This window comes from Microvirga medicaginis (genome assembly GCF_052658925.1).
This window is the reverse complement of the sequence record NZ_JBQWEL010000010.1, coordinates 80,591-97,136: the sequence shown is the minus strand read 5'-3', so window position 1 is coordinate 97,136 and position 16,546 is coordinate 80,591. Positions and strand designations below refer to the sequence as shown.

The 16,546-nt window shown below is 60.8% G+C and carries 19 protein-coding genes; 6 read left to right on the top strand and 13 right to left on the bottom strand.

Annotated elements, in window-relative coordinates; translation table 11 throughout:
• Positions 1-4: 4 nt before the first annotated feature.
• Genes ACUXUR_RS14370 through ACUXUR_RS14360 form a run of 3 tightly spaced genes read right to left on the bottom strand, consistent with a single transcriptional unit; the run spans position 5 to position 3,590 of the window.
• Positions 5-1,774 carry an ABC transporter ATP-binding protein gene (locus tag ACUXUR_RS14370; RefSeq protein ID WP_445503045.1) on the bottom strand — a complete coding sequence of 590 codons (1,770 nt, stop codon included), beginning with the start codon at positions 1,772-1,774 and terminating at the stop codon, positions 5-7.
• Positions 1,774-2,652 (bottom strand): ABC transporter permease, encoded by an 879-nt coding sequence (locus ACUXUR_RS14365; protein ID WP_445503044.1) that lies wholly within the window; start codon positions 2,650-2,652, stop codon positions 1,774-1,776. The genes ACUXUR_RS14370 and ACUXUR_RS14365 overlap by 1 nt, the downstream gene beginning before the upstream one ends.
• Entirely contained in the window at positions 2,649-3,590 is a 942-nt protein-coding gene (locus ACUXUR_RS14360; protein WP_445503043.1) for an ABC transporter permease, read from the bottom strand. The genes ACUXUR_RS14365 and ACUXUR_RS14360 overlap by 4 nt, the downstream gene beginning before the upstream one ends.
• A 225-nt stretch (positions 3,591-3,815) precedes the next feature.
• On the opposite strand from ACUXUR_RS14360, the gene ACUXUR_RS14355 reads away from it, so the two are divergent.
• The 5 genes from ACUXUR_RS14355 to ACUXUR_RS14335 all read left to right on the top strand — a co-directional run bounded on the left by ACUXUR_RS14355 (position 3,816) and on the right by ACUXUR_RS14335 (position 6,631).
• The gene (locus tag ACUXUR_RS14355) at positions 3,816-4,592 is read left to right on the top strand and encodes an IclR family transcriptional regulator (RefSeq protein ID WP_445503042.1); all 777 of its coding nucleotides are present in this window, start codon (positions 3,816-3,818) and stop codon (positions 4,590-4,592) included.
• Positions 4,593-4,622: 30 nt separating this feature from the next.
• On the top strand, positions 4,623-4,967 hold the full coding sequence (locus tag ACUXUR_RS14350) for a RidA family protein (protein WP_445503041.1): 345 nt from the start codon (positions 4,623-4,625) through the stop codon (positions 4,965-4,967).
• Positions 4,968-5,329: 362 nt separating this feature from the next.
• Positions 5,330-5,599 carry a hypothetical protein gene (locus tag ACUXUR_RS14345; RefSeq protein ID WP_445503040.1) on the top strand — a complete coding sequence of 90 codons (270 nt, stop codon included), beginning with the start codon at positions 5,330-5,332 and terminating at the stop codon, positions 5,597-5,599.
• Positions 5,578-5,784 carry a hypothetical protein gene (locus tag ACUXUR_RS14340; protein WP_445503039.1) on the top strand — a complete coding sequence of 69 codons (207 nt, stop codon included), beginning with the start codon at positions 5,578-5,580 and terminating at the stop codon, positions 5,782-5,784. The genes ACUXUR_RS14345 and ACUXUR_RS14340 overlap by 22 nt, the downstream gene beginning before the upstream one ends.
• A 277-nt stretch (positions 5,785-6,061) precedes the next feature.
• Positions 6,062-6,631, top strand: coding sequence for a tyrosine-type recombinase/integrase (locus ACUXUR_RS14335; protein WP_445503123.1), 570 nt, complete (start codon positions 6,062-6,064; stop codon positions 6,629-6,631).
• A gap of 212 nt (positions 6,632-6,843) precedes the next feature.
• Here the strand turns inward: ACUXUR_RS14335 and ACUXUR_RS14330 are convergent, their stop codons facing one another.
• The 4 genes from ACUXUR_RS14330 to ACUXUR_RS14315 all read right to left on the bottom strand — a co-directional run bounded on the left by ACUXUR_RS14330 (position 6,844) and on the right by ACUXUR_RS14315 (position 10,499).
• Complete coding sequence (locus tag ACUXUR_RS14330; RefSeq protein WP_445503038.1) at positions 6,844-7,932, bottom strand: sensor histidine kinase; 1,089 nt, start codon at positions 7,930-7,932, stop codon at positions 6,844-6,846.
• Positions 7,933-7,934: 2 nt separating this feature from the next.
• Complete coding sequence (locus ACUXUR_RS14325) at positions 7,935-9,431, bottom strand: ATPase domain-containing protein (RefSeq protein ID WP_445503037.1); 1,497 nt, start codon at positions 9,429-9,431, stop codon at positions 7,935-7,937.
• Positions 9,421-9,771, bottom strand: coding sequence for a HigA family addiction module antitoxin (locus ACUXUR_RS14320; protein WP_445503036.1), 351 nt, complete (start codon positions 9,769-9,771; stop codon positions 9,421-9,423). The genes ACUXUR_RS14325 and ACUXUR_RS14320 overlap by 11 nt, the downstream gene beginning before the upstream one ends.
• 503 nt (positions 9,772-10,274) lie before the next feature.
• Positions 10,275-10,499, bottom strand: a complete 225-nt coding sequence (locus ACUXUR_RS14315) for a hypothetical protein (RefSeq protein WP_445503035.1) — start codon at positions 10,497-10,499, stop codon at positions 10,275-10,277.
• An 84-nt stretch (positions 10,500-10,583) separates the two neighbouring features.
• Here ACUXUR_RS14315 and ACUXUR_RS14310 point away from each other — a divergent pair, with 84 nt between their 5' ends.
• Positions 10,584-10,733 carry a hypothetical protein gene (locus ACUXUR_RS14310; RefSeq protein WP_445503034.1) on the top strand — a complete coding sequence of 50 codons (150 nt, stop codon included), beginning with the start codon at positions 10,584-10,586 and terminating at the stop codon, positions 10,731-10,733.
• Positions 10,734-10,885: 152 nt separating this feature from the next.
• Here the strand turns inward: ACUXUR_RS14310 and ACUXUR_RS14305 are convergent, their stop codons facing one another.
• From ACUXUR_RS14305 to ACUXUR_RS14280, 6 genes are all read right to left on the bottom strand, one after another.
• Positions 10,886-12,628 (bottom strand): sensor histidine kinase, encoded by a 1,743-nt coding sequence (locus ACUXUR_RS14305; protein ID WP_445503033.1) that lies wholly within the window; start codon positions 12,626-12,628, stop codon positions 10,886-10,888.
• The gene (locus ACUXUR_RS14300; protein ID WP_445503032.1) at positions 12,618-12,812 is read right to left on the bottom strand and encodes a type II toxin-antitoxin system ParD family antitoxin; all 195 of its coding nucleotides are present in this window, start codon (positions 12,810-12,812) and stop codon (positions 12,618-12,620) included. Before ACUXUR_RS14300 ends, ACUXUR_RS14305 begins: the two co-directional genes overlap by 11 nt.
• A 139-nt stretch (positions 12,813-12,951) precedes the next feature.
• Positions 12,952-13,215, bottom strand: coding sequence for a hypothetical protein (locus tag ACUXUR_RS14295; RefSeq protein ID WP_445503031.1), 264 nt, complete (start codon positions 13,213-13,215; stop codon positions 12,952-12,954).
• Between the two features lie 91 nt (positions 13,216-13,306).
• A complete protein-coding gene (locus ACUXUR_RS14290) occupies positions 13,307-13,552 on the bottom strand; it encodes a hypothetical protein (RefSeq protein ID WP_445503030.1) in 246 nt (81 codons plus the stop codon).
• 15 nt (positions 13,553-13,567) lie between these two features.
• On the bottom strand, positions 13,568-14,830 hold the full coding sequence (locus ACUXUR_RS14285; RefSeq protein ID WP_445503122.1) for a cysteine peptidase family C39 domain-containing protein: 1,263 nt from the start codon (positions 14,828-14,830) through the stop codon (positions 13,568-13,570).
• Positions 14,831-15,539: 709 nt separating this feature from the next.
• Positions 15,540-16,439: a LysR family transcriptional regulator gene (locus tag ACUXUR_RS14280; RefSeq protein WP_445503029.1), complete on the bottom strand. Its 900-nt coding sequence runs from the start codon at positions 16,437-16,439 to the stop codon at positions 15,540-15,542.
• Positions 16,440-16,546 lie beyond the last annotated feature (107 nt).

Here is a 16,546-nt window from a genome sequence, read left to right as displayed (position 1 = left end):
ATTCTCAGCTTGTCTGACGAATGAAATGACCGTCCGCCGCCTTGCTCCAGCGCGCGGCAGGTGCCACGTATCCCAAGGGCTTCAGCGGACTTCTCGGCGGCCCCGCGTCGGAGGCGCGGCGCACGCGCGTCCCACGCTGGTCGGGATGAGTGATCGGGATGGCCGACAGCAGGCGCTGGGTATAGGCATGTCCCGGTCGCCCGATGACTTCGTCCCGCGGGCCTATCTCGACGATCTCGCCGAAATACATCACCGCCACGCGATCGCAGATGCGTTCAACGGCGGCCATATCATGGCTGATGAAGAGATAGGATACGCCAAATTCCTTCTGGAGGTCGATCATCAGGTCGATGATCTGCCCCTTGATGGCGACGTCGAGCGCCGAGACCGCTTCATCCGCGATGATCAGGCGCGGTTCCATGGCGAGCGCCCTCGCAATGCAGATGCGCTGGCGTTGGCCGCCGGAGAACTCGTGCGGGAGACTGGATGCGCGTTTCGGGTCCAGTCCGACGCGTTCCATCAACCATTCCATGCGTTCTTGCGCGGCACGACCGGTCCGCAAACCGTGGACTTTCATCGGCTCCATGATCGCTGAGCCAATGGTCTGGCGCGCGTCAAGCGATCCGAATGGATCCTGGAAGATCATCTGCACCTGTCGGTGCATCTGCGCGAGGCTCTTCGGGTCCTGGTAGTCTATCTGGTGACCATCGACGACCACGGAACCGCTATGTACCGGGGCGAGATTGATGACCGCCTTACCAATCGTCGACTTACCCGACCCGGATTCTCCTACCAGCCCCAGCGTCTCGCCCTTGCTGATGGTGAAGGACACATTTTCGACGGCGTGCACCGCCCCCTTTACGCGACCGACCAGACCGCCGCGCACCGGGAACCGCACCGAAAGGTCGCGTACTACCAGCACCGGGTCCGTGCTCAGAGCCTCCGGCACGCTTTCGATGGGCGTTGCGGGGATTACATTGGCCTGCAATTTCCCGACAAGGCTTGGCGCCGCCTCAATCAGGCTGCGTGTATACTGGTCCTTCGGATTGCTGAAGACTTCGCTCACCGAGCCCTGCTCGATGACACGGCCATGCCGCATGACGAGAACATCGTCGGCGACTTCCGCAACAACGCCCATATCATGCGTGATAAATAGGACAGCGGTGCCGGTCTCGCGCTGCAATTCCTTCAGCAATTCGAGCGTTTGCGCCTGCACGGTCACGTCCAGCGCTGTCGTCGGCTCGTCGGCAATGATAAGCGCCGGATTGCAGGCCAGCGCCATCGCGATCATCACCCGCTGGCGCATGCCGCCCGAGAATGTATGAGGATACTGGTTGATGCGCTCCTCGGGGTCGGGAATGCGCACTTTGCGCAACAGTTCGAGAACCGCCTCACGGCGCGCCGCGCCATTCAGCTTACGGTGGATTTTCAGGACCTCACCCAGCTGTGCGCCAACCGTCTGCACCGGGTTGAGCGAGGTCATCGGCTCTTGGAAGATCATGCTGATCTGACCGCCGCGGACGCTGCGCATTTTTGCCTCGGGCAAGGCAAGAATCTCGCTACCGTCGATCTGAATCGAGCCTTCCACATGAGCGATGTGCTCAGGAAGCAGCCTCATGATCGCCAGAGAGGTCACACTCTTGCCAGAACCGGACTCTCCGACCAGCGCCAGGGTTTTGCCCGGCTTGATATCGAAGCTGATCCCGTGGACGACCGGCTTTTTGGCGAAGGATATCTTCAGATGCTTCACCGAGATCGCAGGTTGATCGCTCATCAGCTGGCATCCTTCAGTCGCGGATCGATGGCGTCGCGCAAACCGTCGCCGATCAGGTTGAGGGCAAGAACGAGCACCAGGATTGCAAGGCTCGGAAAAATAGCCAAATGGAAGGAGCTCAGGATGTTATCGAAGCCTTCGCGCACCATGCCACCCCAGGTTGGCGTGGGAGGGGCCAAGCCCAGGCCGATGAAGGCGAGCGATGCTTCGGTGCGCACAGCAGTCGCCATCCAAAGTGAGGCCATCACCATAATCTCGGGTAGGATGGCCGGGAGGATATGCCGGAAAAGAATGCGGGAGTTGGAGAAGCCCATGGAGTGACAGGCCTGGACATATTCCCGGTCGCGCTGCGTGATGACACCGGCACGCGCTATCCGCGCGAATGCCGGTATGGCCGTGAAGGCGATGGCGATAACTATGTTTGTCAATGTCGCGCCCATCAGCGCAACGAGCGCAAGACCGAGAATGAGCGAAGGAAACGCTAGAACAACGTCCATGATCTGCATCAGCACAATATCTGTGCGGTTGCCAGCGTAGCCAGCAATCATTCCCAGTAAAGAGCCAATAATCATCGCAATGACAATGGCGCAAAAACCGATGGTCAGCGAATAGCGCGCACCATAGAGCAAACGCGACAAGACATCCCGGCCGAATTGGTCGGTGCCCAACCAGTTCTCGGCGCTTGGCGGGTAAAGATTGAGGAGGATGTTTTGCTCATTTGGATCATAGGGCGCCAGGAGAGGCGCGAAGATTGCGCACAGCACCATCGCGACGACGACCGCCAGACCAAGCCATGTGGAGAAGTTCAAACGCCGCAGAAACTGCCACGCGAAGCGGGATTTTTCCGGCGCGACCTGAGGAATTGAAACGGTGGTCATTTGTACTGCACTCGCGGGTCGAGGAAGCCATAGGTGAGATCCGTGAGCAGATTCACCGCGACGACAATGAGCGTGTAGATGACGATCATCCCCTGCAACAGCGTGTAATCGCGCTGCGTAAGAGCATTCAGAATAAGCTTGCCCAGCCCCGGTCTGGAAAAGACGATCTCAGTCAAGACCGAGTTGCCAATAAGAATGCCGAGATACAGGCCCACCACCGTGGTGATCGGGATCATGCAATTGCCGAGCGCGTGACGCCACACAACGGCGTGATGCGACGCGCCCTTGGCTCGGGCGGTGCGCACGAAGTCCTGGCTGAGGACCTCAAGCATCGCAGAGCGCGTGACACGCGTGATGTAGGCCATCATGATTAAAGCAAGCGAAATCGTCGGCAGCGCCATTTGTCTCAGGCGATCGACCATGCCGTCCCCACCGCCAGAGCTGATGACCGGGAACCAACGTAGGTTGATGGCGAAGATCATCAGGAGGATGATCGCTGCGACGAAGGCTGGAAGCGAGAGCCCAATCAAAGAGACCAACCGCAGAATCAAGTCCGTAGGCTTGTTTCGCCTGACGGCGGCCCAGACGCCGGCAGGCACGCCGAGCAGGACGCCAAGGATCAACGAGGCGATTGTCAACTCCAGCGTATAGGGCAGCACGTTCGTGATCTCGGCGGTGATTGGACGCCCGGTGATCATTGAAGTCCCCAGATCGCCTTGCAACGACCTGAGCATGAATTGCCCGTACTGGATAAAAATGGGTCGATCCAGACCTAGCTTATGATGAAGGGCGGCAATGCTCTGAGGACTGGCTTGATCGCCCAGAATAACGAGTGCGGGATCCCCCGGCAGAATCCGCACGATCACGAAGACCAGCGTCAGGACGCTGAATAACGTGAAAAGTGCAAATCCTATGCGTTTGATCAGAAACGACACCATGCGGTTGCCCTCACTGAGAATTGGTTGGGAAAAAGGATGATGCGGACGCGCGGTGTCTCCCACCGACGAGCGGTTTGCACAGCAAGGTTCGAATGTTCCTCCCTCAGCTCGAAGCTGTATTGTTGGTGTTGAATGACAGCTAAAAAAATGGCACAAGTCAACCGGTTCCAGTTATTGGAATAGATTTTTCTTTTTGTTCTAATTATTAGAACTATGGAGCCTGATATGGCCCAGAACGCCTCCACCAATGCGGTGCGTGCGCTCGACATTCTCCTCGTTCTCGGCGAATGCGGCGCTGAGGGCATTGCCCTGGCGGATATCGCCGAGCGCGTTGGTGAGGCGAAGCCGGCAGTTCATCGCAGTCTGGTGTCCCTGATTCAGAAAGGATTCGCCGAGCCTGCAGGCCGTCATGGCCACTATCGGCTTGGACCTGCGATCCCCATGCTGGCAAGGCGTCAGGAACGGCTTGAGCCGTTAGTTTTGAAGTTCAGGCCCGGTATGACTGAATTCGCGCGCCGGACGGGCCACCCTGTCTACATGATGGTGCAGGCTGGCCTCGACGCTGTTTGCGCAGACATGGTCATACGCTCGCCAGACCGGCAATTCAGTATGGGTGTTGGTGGTCGCGTCCCAATGGGCGTCGCAGCGGGCAGTATTGCCTTAATGTCGATCATGCCGGAATCCGATTGTCTGTATCTGCTTGAGACCAACGCCCATCGATATCTGAGCCACCCGTCCGTCCAGTATGTCGACAAGTCAATTGTTCTTGGTCAGGTTCGTGATGCGCAACGCCGCGGCTTCGCCGTCAATATGGGCTACTATCTGCCAGGTGAAGGCGGTCTCGGCCTGCCTGTTCCCAGCTCGAGCCTGTACGAAGTCGATGTCGCAATCTCATTCAACGCGCCTCTCGAAATGATGACCGAGGCCTGGCTGCTAAGGGTCATTGATGAGTTGCGGGACTGCCTGGGCGACGCTATCGCTAGCAGGAGCGAGCAGCCTTAAATCGCGCTTTTCTTGTATGGAGGAAATCAAATGGACATCGAACGTGAGGACTTAAACCATCGCCGGAGCAGGCTTGTGAAGTATAACGGCATGTGTTTTCTTTCCGGCCAATTTTCCGACTCGGGCGGTGACATCACGCAGCAGACGACCGAGACGCTCGCCAAGATCGACGCCCTGCTAGAGCGCGCGGGCACGAACAAATCGCGATTGCTTACCGCACAGATCTGGTTGCGTGAGATGTCGGACTTCAAGGCGATGAACGAAGTCTGGGACGCATGGATCGACCCCTCCAATCCGCCTACGCGCTGCTGCGGTCAGGTGCTGATGGCGGACCCCGACATGCGCGTCGAAATTGTCGTCTCGGCGGCTCTTTGAGTACGATTCATTTTCCCATGGGCATCTCACCCGGTTGGTAAGACTAGCCCTGTGACCCCTCTCCAACCAATGGATATTACATGAGTTGCGAGATGACTTCCCCAATTTGCGGGACGCCATTCACGCCGCACGATCCTTGTTGGCACGTGGGGCGTCGACAGGCTCAAGGAACGACGTTGCAACTTGGCCGTGGTCTCTTCGAGCTTCATTAGCGGCGCCCTGCAGCGGAGACGTCAGGAATTGCTCATCATCGCATTCGAGGTGACTCTTCAAAAACGAGACGCACTAAGGCGCTTTTGATCTGGGCTTGAATCTATTCGGGTAGCTGTGCGTTGATTGGCCTATGGCCCAGGAGGCGAGCCATGCCGCAGCCCGATTCTCCTGATCTGCGTGAGCGTGTTTTGGTCGCCTGCAAGCGCAGCGACGGCAGTCAGGTCGAGATTGCCCGCCGCTTTCAGGTCTGCCTCGCCACCATGTCGAATTGGCGCCGCCAAGAGCGCGAGGAAGGCCGACGCTGCCCCAAGCCGCACAGCGGGAGCGTGCCCTCGCGCCTGGATGCGGCAGCTTTGGAGGTGCTACATCAGCTCGGGATCGAAGCCAATGACGCGCTGTGGCCGAGCGCACCAGCGTGACGGCGTGCCTGGCGGTAATCTGTGAGGCACTCAAGCGTCTCAAGCTGCAGCCGAAAAAGACCCTTCGCGCAGCTGAGCAGGAGCGGCGCGAGATTGCCGCCGAGCGCGAGGCTTACCGCCAGCAGATGAGCAAGGTTTCCGTGGAACGCTTGGTGTTTGGACACTTAAGAATCCGCGTGGGCTAACCCCGCTGCCGGGATTGTTCGATACGCTAGCCATTTGAGTCGGATCTGCCAGGGTCAGCTCCGGGTCACGAGCAGGAGATCGGCGCTAAGTAAAGGGCGTCCGGCCTACCTCGGAAAGCTGACGAAGGCTTTGGAAGGATTGCTCAGCCCGGGTTTTCTGTCGGCATAAACTGCCAAGTTTCATTGCGGGAGAGCTTCGCTTCAGGAGCACTGCAATGCAAGACAGTATCTCTGACCATCCCTACCAACCCACACACCTTGGAACCGGGGCAAGCTGATTGGGCATAAACCGCCTCTCAAGGCAAAGGAGATCTGGTCCATTTGGGTCAGGGTCCAGGTTGCTCACCGCATCCGGGATTTGGCTCTGTCCAATCTAGCCCTCGACAGCAAGCTGCGAGCTTGTGACCTCGTCGCGCTCCGGGTCGACGATGTTGCCCTCAATGGGCGGGTGCGACCCCGAGCTTCGGTCATACAGCGGAAGACGGGCCCGACCGTTCAGTTCGAGACCACGGAGCACACTCGTGAGGCTGTGGGACGCTGGCTGGAGAAGAAGGAGCTGCATAAGGGCGAGCCGCTGTTTCCCAGCCGGATCAATCGAGCGAGACCTATAACGACGGGCCAGTACGCTCGCCTGCTGGCATCCTGGCTTCGCGTGATTGGGCTCGATTCCCTCGCCTCCGGCACCCACTCACTCCGGCGCACCAAAGCGTCGATGACCTACCGAAGGACAGGCAATCTCCGAGCGGTTCAGCTTCTACTCGGCCATACCAAGATCAAGAGCACGGTTCGGTATCTTGGGATCGACGTCGACGATGCCCTTCTGATTGCAGAGCAGGTTGAAATCTAAGCGTAGGGGCGGCTCTCCGACGAGCCGCCTCAAAGCTCATGCACCGTCCGGACTTCAGGCTTAAGCAGCCACAAGAAAAATACCGAGGCGTGCCAAGAGGCGACATTTGGCATTTACGCTGGATCTCCTCCCATGTTCTTCAGAGGGATTTTCGTCGACCACTTTCGAACGGAACGGTATCGTCGCACAGGTTCCAGGCCGTAGTCGCAGATCTACGCAACGGGGGCATCGACGGTGCAGACAACTCCGGTTGCGGGAAAGGCAATCTCCACCTGACCATCCAGATCCTGCGCCAGGGTGCGCTCGATGAGACGCGACCCGAAACCGCGCCGACGAGGAGCCACTACGGGCGGTCCTCCAGCTTCAGTCCAGCGCAAGGTTAGCCGGGGCGGCGCAGCACCGTTCTGCACCTGCCACGTCACCTCAATCGTGCCGGTCTTGTTGGACAAGGCGCCATACTTCACCGCGTTGGTTGCCAGCTCATGCAGCGCCATCGCCAGCGCCAGCGACATGCGCGGCGTGACCCGCACATCGGGACCCTTGATGTGGAAGCGGCTCTCCCCCGCAATCTCGTAGGGCTTAAGAGCGTTTGCCACCACTTCGACCAAGTCGGCGCCCTCCCAGCTCTCGCGGGTGAGCACGTCGTGGGCTCTTGACAGAGCCAGCAGCCGCATCTCCAACGCCTCGCGAGCGTCACCTGTCGTCTCAGCGGTGCGCAAGGTCTGGGCTGAGATCGACTGCACGGTGGCGAGCGTGTTCTTCACCCGATGGTTTAACTCGTTGATGAGCACTCTCTGATGCTCGGCGGCGCGCCTTTCCTTGTCGAGTGCCGCTCTCAGCCGCTCCTCGCCATCGTGCAGCTCCTCCAGCCGGGCCCGGGCCTCGTATTGCCGAAGCCTTCCCCGCAAGGCGGAGCGGGCGACGCTCACGAGCGTGCCGGCATGGAAAGGGCGCTCCAGGAACACCACATTGCCGAGAACCTCGGACAGACGGGCCAGGGCTGGATTGCGCTCAACCCCGCCACCGCGACGTGTGAGGAGCACGAAGGCAAAGTCAGACCACGGGGGCTGGTTCGACAGCCAACGGGAAAGCTCCTTCAGATCAGCGGTGCGGAAAGCCTCGTCTGTGACGAGCGCGAAGCCCGCTCCCTGGGCGATCTCGCGCATCAGCGCCGGCAGGTCGGGGCAGATCTCGGCCGCAATTCCCGCAACGTGCAGGATGTCTGCCGCAACGGCCGCATCCCGACCATGCGGCGCCAGGATGAGCGCTCGCTCCGAGCGGGACTGGAGAGTGTCGCTCATACTCACCGGTCTTCGAGCAGCCGGGCCCGGTCACCCTCGGCCAGGATCGGAGTGCCGCGCAAAATCCCCTGGAAGTCCTCCAGGGGCTCTCCAATGGCAATGCCCCGGCTGTCGATCCGGATCTCGCGGATAGTGTTCTCGTGCGTGCCGAACCGCTTCTTGATGATCGAGATCGCCCGGCGAACCTGGCCGAAGGCCTCGAAATAGCGCAGCAGGATCACCGTGTCGGCCAAGTAGGTGACGTCAACGGGTGACCTCGTGTCGTCAAGAAGCCCGTGCTGGGCCATCGTCAGCAAGGTCGAGGCGCCCTGCCGGTTGAGGTACTGCAACAGCTCATGGATATGCAGGGTCAAAAACTGCTCGTCCGGCATGGCGGCCTGATAGCCATTAAGGCCATCGATCACGACGGTCTTCACGCTGTTGCTGTCAACCATGGCCCTAACCCTGTGGGCAAACTCTCCCGGTGAGAGCTCAGCGGCGTCGACCTGTTCGATGAACATGTTGCCGCTGGCGCACAAAGCGTCCAGGTCGATGCCCATCAGCTTGGTCCGGTCAATCAGCAGGCCAAGCTCCTCGTCGAAGATGAACAGCGCCGCCTTCCCGCCCCGCGCGGCAGCCGAGACGGCAAACTGGACAGCCAGCAGGGACTTGCCCGATCCCGCAGGTCCCATGATCAAGGTACTGGAGCCTTGCTCGATGCCGCCGCCCAAGAGCATGTCGAGCTCGCCGATGCCGCTGGTAAGCACATGGCGGGTGAAGTCTGTCTTGTGCTCACCGGAAACCAGCCGTGGAAAGACCTGCACGCCCCCTTCGGCGATGATGAAGTCGTGGAACCCGCCCCGGAACGCTTGGCCGCGGTACTTGATGATCCGCAGACGGCGGCGCTCGGCGCCATAGTTGGGCGTAAGCCCCTCCAGGCGGATGACACCATGGGCGAGGCTGTGCACCGTTTTGTCATTCGTGTCGGTGGTCAGGTCATCCAGCAGGAGAACGGTCGCGCCCTGGCGAGCGAAGTAGTGCTTCATCGCCAGGATCTGACGACGGTAGCGCAGAGAGCTTTGTGCCAAGAGGCGGATCTCGGAAAGGCTGTCAATCACGATCCGGACCGGCTGGGTTCGGTCAATGGCCTCGAACACGGCCTTGGTGGTCTCCCCGAGCTCGAGATCGGACGAGTAGAGCAGGCTCTGCTGGTGCTCCTCGTCGAGAAGGTTCTCCGGCGGCACCAGTTCGAACACCTGAATGCCATTGCCAATGTCCCAACCATGCGAGGCTGCGCCCTCACGCAGCTCCCGCTCGGTCTCCGACATGGTGATGTAGAGCCCAGCTTCTCCAATCTTAGCTCCTTCGAGCAGGAACTGGAGGGCAACTGTGGTCTTGCCGGTGCCGGGGCTACCCTCAAGCAGGTAGACGTGCCCGGGCGACAGGCCGCCCACAAGGATGTTGTCCAGACCCGCAACCCCGGTCCGGGCCTTCGCGGCGGGCTGAGGCTTAGCGGTCATAATGAAGTCCTATCTCTTTCTGAAGAGCGTCCGGAAGGGTGTGGGTGGGGATCAGCCCGAGCACACCCGCCAGCGTCTGTTCGGCATACCAGACGTCGTGCTGTTGCTGGCGGTCGAGCCAAAAGCCGGGTGTCGTGCCTGAAAGACGAGCCAGCCGCGTGGCCATCTCGGGACTAACAGCAGCCGAGCCGGCCAGAACGCGATGGAGCGTCTGACGCGCGATGCGAAGCTCGCGGGCCGCTTGGCTGACCGAGAGGCCAAGGCCCGGCAAAACACGGTCGCGCAAGATCCAGCCTGGATGGGGCGGAGCCACTGGAAAAGCATCTCGGGAGCGGATCATAGTCTTAACCGTGGGCTCAGGCCGAATGTAGCGTTATGGGCGACAGGTTGCCGAAAACAAGGGCTGCCGCGGATCTGAGCATAATCGATCTATCTGCTCGCCCTGCACGGCTCCTAAGGGAGATCTGCTTCTCCCTCATCAGTTCAGGAGCGCGAAGGTCGGCTTGGGATCAGGCTGCGATGTTCCTGCGACTCGAAGAAGGACGGCTGACGCGCCCTAAGCTGACCAAATGTTTTCGTTCGAGGAGTGCCATTTCCAGATCTTAATCCGTGACGTTCAAGCGCCTCCGCTCGGTGAACCTGCGGGTAACTGGATCGACGAGCGTTATGACCGGATTGCGGAGACTGCGATCCTTCCCGCCTCATCCGGCAACAAAAACCCCTTTCGTCCCTCGGTTCAGAAGGCTGGCTCCAACCGGAGCCATTCCAACTGGCAGCGATTGTCGAAATGTGCCTTTTCATCCTGCGACTGCCACAGGAACCCCATGGGCATCGAGTGCTTGCTCAACGATCGCGGAGAAGCGGTCTCCAGCCGCGGATCTGCCGGTCCGAGCAAATGCGCGGGGGATCGCCGAAGAGATGCCAGCATCCGATGCCCACGCCTGGCTTGACGGCCCAGAACCCCACATGCCACGGGATGTCAGGTGGTGTCTCGTCCTCGATCATCCAGAGGATCACGGGCGTGCCGTCGCGCGGCGCGGCGCTGACCGGGGACCAGTCGCCACTCATGATCGTCCTCGACAAGGCACGTGGGATCTTCCGGATTACTGCGGCGTTTGTAAGCACCCATAAATTTCATACGCGGGTTGCTCGATGAATGTTCCCGAGTCTGGACTTCGTTCCCCGGCCACGGACGCTCAAATCAAGCTCGTTCAATTCGAGAAGCAGGCCACCATTGCCTTGGCTTGCATCGTGATGCTCTCCGTCGCGGGCTACGCGCTCCTGCTGCAAGTGCTTCCCTAGACTCAGGTCCTTCGCTTATCCCTCGAGCCTGACGTCAGGCTCCGGCGCGTGGAGCTTTCCAAACCCACTTGCAAGACAGTCCGCGATCAGGCGACCCGTCATGGTGATCGTCATGGCGCAGGCATCAGCGGTGCTGCACGTGTTCCGGCTGCCTACTCATCCGTTTGCCCCTCATCGGCCAAGGGGGCCTTCACCTCGCACCTGACCCCGACGGGGTCATAGGTGATCCTGGCCTCGCCCGCGAGTTCATGCCCCAAACCGCGCTCGATCAGGCGCGAACCGAAGCCCTTTCGGGTCGGCGGCGAAACCGGTGGCCCGCCGCTCTCCTGCCAGCGAAGGAGAAGATGCGGTGGATCGCCTGGCTGAATCTCCCATGCGATCGCGATCCGACCCGAGGCATTCGAGAGCGCCCCGTATTTCGCGGCGTTGGTCGCCAACTCGTGCAGCGCCAGGTTCAGCGCCAGGGCCACGCTCGGGGACAGCCGCAGGCTCGGCCCGCCGATCTCGAAGCGGTCGCGCTGGTACGGCGCAAGAGCCTCGGCAACGACCTGTGACAGCTCCGCCCCCTTCCAGTTCTCGCGCATGAGCAGGTCGTGCGCTTTGGACATGGCGAGCAGGCGGGCCTCGAAGCTCTCGCGCGCCGTGGTGTCCCACTGCCCACTGCCGAAGGTCTGCCGCGCGAGCGCCTGCACCGTGGCCAGGACGTTCTTCACGCGATGATTGAGTTCATGCACCAGAAGGTCTTGCAGGCGCTCGGCCTGCTTGCGCCCGGTGATATCGCGGGCGATCTTCGACGCGCCGACGATCTGACCTTGTGCATCCCGGACCGGCGAAACTGTCAGCGAGACCTCGACCGGGCTACCGTCCTTGCGGCGGCGGATGCTTTCGTACGACTCAACACGCTCGCCGTGGCGGATGCGTTCGAGAATCCTTGCCTCCTCGTCGCGCCGGTCCGCCGGGAGCAGGATCGTGATCGGCTGGCCGATCACCTCCTCGGCGCGGTAGCCGTAGAGTCGTTCCGCGCCCCGATTCCAGCTTGCGATGGCGCCGGTCAGGTCTATGCTCAGAATAGCATCGTCCGACGACTCGATGATCGCAGCGAGCTGCCGCTCGGCCTCCTCCGCGCGTTTGCGTTCGCTGATGTCGCGGAAGTAAACCGACAAGCCGCCGTCATTGGTCGGATAAATGCTGACCTCCACCCACCGATGGAGGATCGCGGACACGGCCTCGATGCGGACGGGCTGCCGCTCCCGCATCACTCTTCGATGGGCCTCGTAGGGCTCGGAGCCGACAACCTGCGGGAACGCCCCGCGAAAATCCTTGCCGATCAGGTCGTCGCGCCTGCGGCCCCACCATTCCTCGGCCTTGCGGTTGACGTACGTGAAGCGCCATTGCGGATCGAGGGCATAGAAGGCGTCGGAGATGCTTTCCAGGATCTCGAAGGTCCGCTCCCGCGAGGCCGCAAGGGCGCTCTCGGTCCGTCGCTGCTCGGTCCGATCACGCAGCACCTTCACGTATCCGACGATCTCGCCGGTACTCTCTTTCAGCGGGGTGAGTTCGCCACTGGCCCAAAACCGTTCGCCGCTCTTGCGCTGGTGCCAGCGCTCATCCGTGGCAAACCCGTTCTCATAGGCCGTCCGCCTCTCCTGGGCGGGCGCGCCGGCTGCGACATCCTCCGGCGTGAAGAACCGGTCCATGGGCCGACCGAGCATTTCTTCCTCGGTCCATCCGAGGATACGCCGCGCTCCCTCGTTCCAGCTTGTCACGCGGCCTTCGAGATCACTGGCCACGACAGCATAGTCCGTCACGCTGTCGAGGATCTGCTGGGGCAGAGATTCCCGATCCCCGAAGATCGCCCTGGCGCGGGCCAACAGCGACTGGCTCTTATCGGACATCGCGGTCGCTTTCGGAGGAGGCCCGGCGCCGACGGCCATGGCCCCGGTCCTGCTCGGCCAGGAGGCGCAGGGCGGCGCGGACGACTTCGCTCGCGCTGCTGTAATGACCGGTGGCGATCTTCTCATCAATGAGCGCCGTCAGTTCCTGGGTGAGCGAGACGCTGCGGACGAATTTGGCGGGCATGGCTTCACCGAAGGGTAAGAACTATTACGACCGTAAATCGCGCCCCCAAAACTGTGCAATATAGATGTTCTACCTATCCCCTCGGGGTACGGAAGGGGCTGGATTGTGGGTTCCGGACGGGCGTCAGCCGAAATGCGCCTCATGGGACCGGAAGGGGACGGAGCTGCCCCCTGATCCGCATCAGGTGGCCCTCGGCGGCCCGCATCCGGTCCATGAGCCGGTTCATCCGGGTCAGCAGCCCCTGCCCGTCCTGGGCCGCGCGTGCAACGTCCTGGGCATCCTTGCTGAACCGCTGCCGTTGCTCCGTGCGGGCGAGTTCCCGGCCCAACCGGTCGCATTCGTCCGCGAGCTGACACAGATGCGCGACCAGTTCTTGTTCGGTCATGCGCTCCAAACTGGTCATGATCCCTCGGCCTCTCCGGAGGCATCCGGCACGCCGAAGCCATTGCCACCGGACCGACAGCATAACGCGCGATTGGGGTGAGTTCGTGACACTACTCCCAGAGAGGTGCCCCCAAAGGCAGGATTGCCGCCTTGCGGAGTCCGCCCACCTGGGACGGAGGCCACGCCGCAATCGATGAGAACCAGAGGAAGCCCATGGCCGCGATCCCCGACCATTCGACCGCCCCATCCGTCGCCCACGAGAGTGCCACCGGAAGCAGTGCGCCCTTGTCGCCCGGTAGCTCAAGGCCCTTCAGGCGCGCATCCGGACAGGTCCCGGTTCGTGATCGCCTGAACACGCCGATGGCCCTATCTCAACGCTCTGTCGGCATTGCCTTCCTTCTGGCCGGGGCGCGGCTTCTGCCCGTCACGGCCTTTCTCCCTGGAACCGTCGCAAGGCTCACGGTCCGGTCGATGTGAAGGATCTGATCCGCACCCGCCATCGTCTCCGGTCGATGGGCGACGCTGATACGCGTGATCGCAAGGCTCCTGAGGCCTTCGTTGATATGCCGTTCATTCTCGACATCAAGATGGGCCGTGCCCTCGTCGAGGAAAAGGATCTTGGGCTGCCGATAGAGCGCGCGGGCCAGGAGCACCCGCTGCTTCTGGCCTCCGGACAATGAACTGCCCATATCGCCGATGAGGGTGTTATAGGCCACAGGACTGTAAATGAAGATCATCACCAGGGTCGCGACGGCCATGAGGCTATCGATCAGGGCGGTGATGACACCCTCCGCAAGGAGATTGCGGATCGGCTCGATTGAGGAGAACCGCGAAAGAATGTCGCCGATATGCCGCTTCTCGAAGAACGACAGGGGCAGCCGGACCAGATGGTGAAACAGGCGCGCGCCGATCTGGAAGTGCAGCGTGTTCTGAAGGATCAGGACGATGTGGGATCGCAGGGCCGTGGACACCACCGTGATCGCCGTCAGCAACCCGAAACCGAGCGCCAGGATGAGCAGGAGATCGACATCGCCCCGCGCGATGACCTCGTCAATCGTAACCTGCATGTAAAAGGGGCTGGCGATGACGAGAACCTCGAGCACGATTGACAGGGCGAGGATCTGCACCAGCACATGCGGCATTCCCCGGATGTGTCCCCAGAAAGCCCTCAAGGGGAGTTGGGTCCGCTCGTCCTTCCCCGTGAAAGTCTCGGTCGGAGTGAGCTCGACGGCAATACCGCTCAGGTGCTTCGATGCCTCCTCGAGAGGGTAGCGTCTCTCGCCGGAGGCCGGATCATGGATGATGATACCCTTGCGCGTGACGGCCTTGAGAACCACGAAGTGGTTGAGATCCCAGTGCACGATCGCCGGCAGCCGCAGTTCCGGCAGATGGCCGAGCTCGAAGCGAACCGCCCTGCACGCGAGATGCAGGTAGCCAGCCACCTGGATGAGACTACGCAGGGTCACGCCCTTCAGCGAGACGGGAAAGCGTCGGCGAAGCGCATTCAGGTCTGTCTTGTGGCCATGATACGAAGCCACCATGGCCAGGCACGCAAGACCGCACTCCGCGGCTTCCGCCTGAACGATCACGGGCAGGCGCCGTCCTCCCGTGAAGTTCAGCAGGCTTGGCTTCATGCCCGCCGTGACGCTCATGAACGTGCACTCAGCAGCGGATCGAGCAGCCAATTCATCAGCGATCGCTTCAGCATGTCCTGCTGCTGCTTGAACGTCGCGCGATGGTTGTCCGATTGCATTATCCGCGTTCACGCCATGGCCTCGAAATAGAGGCACCAGTCCTGCGGACTGTCACCCCAAGCAGTAGAGGACGACGCCAGCGCCGAGCGTCGAGATCAGGCGGCAGGTCAGCAGGAATGTCCCCATCGCGGTCTGGACATCGACCTGAACCCGGCTCTTCGGCGTATCAGTTGGGTTAGACTAGATAGTCGGTCGATGTCGGATTGAATTGACGACATGACGACGCGTCCTCGGTGAAGCCGAGCTGGACGAAATACTTCAGCATATCGCCTCATGAGGGGATCGCAGGCCCCGTGTGCCAAGTAGGTGCCAGTCGCCAAGCTTTGTCACCAACCTCGATCGGGCAGGCCCGGCGAGCGGCTGGCGATGATAGCATATTGTGACTGCCACCGTCCTTCTCCTTGTCCGATGACCAAGCAAGCCCAAGGTCTGCAACGGATCAAAAAGCGATGTATTGCGGGGTCAACGAAGGTCCGCTTATCGCCACAACGCGGAATTTCGGCGAAGGTCAGCCTCGTGCCAGAAGGCGACATTCCTATATTGCCGGCGAATAGCCACGATTCGGTCTCTAAGAGATCTGCTCGATAGCCTATATGTCGCTAGAAAATCCCCGCAGGATCGACGTCGCGCGTGCAGCTACCTCGCGAGATGCACGACTGAGCGGCTTCTGCTGCCCGGTCACCAAGACGACATGGCGGTTGATGTAGGGGTTCCGAATCACGCTGCTCGCAAAAATGCCATCATGCTTCTCGCCTGCGATGGTCTGCGGAGCCTTGATCATGTAGCAGCCGCAATTCAGCGTCATCTCCTTCTGGGCAAGGATCGAGTCCGCCTCGGCAACGATCGTGAGCTCGATCCTCATGCGTTTGGCAACAGCGTCAACGGCCATTCGAAGGCCATTGGTGAGCGCAGGCAGAACGAGGGGAAAATTTGCAAGCTGCTCGAAATCGATCTCATCAGGCAGATCCCAATGGGCAGCAACGCCAGCCAGAACCAGCCGCGAGTTCAGCATCAGGCCGCTCCCTTTGAGGGAGCCTTCCTTGTACTTGCTATAGATGCCCACATCCACAATGCCTTCCGACAGCCAGCGTTCAATCTGCTCGCTGAAACCCTCGTAGACTCGCAGGCGGATCCCCGGCCTTTCGCGGCGTAGCTGGTTGAGTAGTTTTGGAATAACATAAGAGATCAGCGACGGCGGCAAGCCAAGCGAGACATTCCCGCTCGGAAGGCGGCTGAAGGCCCTTAAATCCTCCGAGACCTGCTCGACCTCCCGCAACAGAGATTGGGCCCTCATCAGAGCTTCCTGGCCGAGTTCCGATAGAGCAACACCACGTCCCGTCCGATAGAAAAGCGGGCCATCCCACTCTGCTTCCAGCTCACTGATGATCCGACTGACCGTCGGCTGGGCCACACCGAGAGAGACCGCGGCCTTGGTGAAGCTTCCCAATTCGGCTGCGCGGGTAAAGGTCCGCAAATGCTCCAGGTTCACAGCAAATCCATCCAGATTTCGGATATCCGATATTACTACCATGTACTGGACGGATCACAAATGACCGCTAGCATATCCTCCAACAATAAAGCTTCGGGCATATCCTT

What these genes read in the sequence shown, in the direction of transcription:
- ACUXUR_RS14315 (WP_445503035.1), bottom strand. Translation starts at nt 10,499, where the DNA reads ATGAGTGGCGACTGGTCCCCGGTCAGCGCCGCGCCGCGCGACGGCACG.
- ACUXUR_RS14325 (WP_445503037.1), bottom strand. Translation starts at nt 9,431, where the DNA reads ATGACCGCTAAGCCTCAGCCCGCCGCGAAGGCCCGGACCGGGGTTGCG.
- ACUXUR_RS14285 (WP_445503122.1), bottom strand. Translation starts at nt 14,830, where the DNA reads ATGAAGCCAAGCCTGCTGAACTTCACGGGAGGACGGCGCCTGCCCGTG.
- ACUXUR_RS14320 (WP_445503036.1), bottom strand. Translation starts at nt 9,771, where the DNA reads ATGATCCGCTCCCGAGATGCTTTTCCAGTGGCTCCGCCCCATCCAGGC.
- ACUXUR_RS14345 (WP_445503040.1), top strand. Translation starts at nt 5,330, where the DNA reads ATGCCGCAGCCCGATTCTCCTGATCTGCGTGAGCGTGTTTTGGTCGCC.
- ACUXUR_RS14300 (WP_445503032.1), bottom strand. Translation starts at nt 12,812, where the DNA reads ATGCCCGCCAAATTCGTCCGCAGCGTCTCGCTCACCCAGGAACTGACG.
- ACUXUR_RS14330 (WP_445503038.1), bottom strand. Translation starts at nt 7,932, where the DNA reads ATGAGCGACACTCTCCAGTCCCGCTCGGAGCGAGCGCTCATCCTGGCG.
- ACUXUR_RS14370 (WP_445503045.1), bottom strand. Translation starts at nt 1,774, where the DNA reads ATGAGCGATCAACCTGCGATCTCGGTGAAGCATCTGAAGATATCCTTC.
- ACUXUR_RS14355 (WP_445503042.1), top strand. Translation starts at nt 3,816, where the DNA reads ATGGCCCAGAACGCCTCCACCAATGCGGTGCGTGCGCTCGACATTCTC.
- ACUXUR_RS14365 (WP_445503044.1), bottom strand. Translation starts at nt 2,652, where the DNA reads ATGACCACCGTTTCAATTCCTCAGGTCGCGCCGGAAAAATCCCGCTTC.
- ACUXUR_RS14295 (WP_445503031.1), bottom strand. Translation starts at nt 13,215, where the DNA reads ATGACCAGTTTGGAGCGCATGACCGAACAAGAACTGGTCGCGCATCTG.
- ACUXUR_RS14350 (WP_445503041.1), top strand. Translation starts at nt 4,623, where the DNA reads ATGGACATCGAACGTGAGGACTTAAACCATCGCCGGAGCAGGCTTGTG.
- ACUXUR_RS14305 (WP_445503033.1), bottom strand. Translation starts at nt 12,628, where the DNA reads ATGTCCGATAAGAGCCAGTCGCTGTTGGCCCGCGCCAGGGCGATCTTC.
- ACUXUR_RS14310 (WP_445503034.1), top strand. Translation starts at nt 10,584, where the DNA reads ATGAATGTTCCCGAGTCTGGACTTCGTTCCCCGGCCACGGACGCTCAA.
- ACUXUR_RS14360 (WP_445503043.1), bottom strand. Translation starts at nt 3,590, where the DNA reads ATGGTGTCGTTTCTGATCAAACGCATAGGATTTGCACTTTTCACGTTA.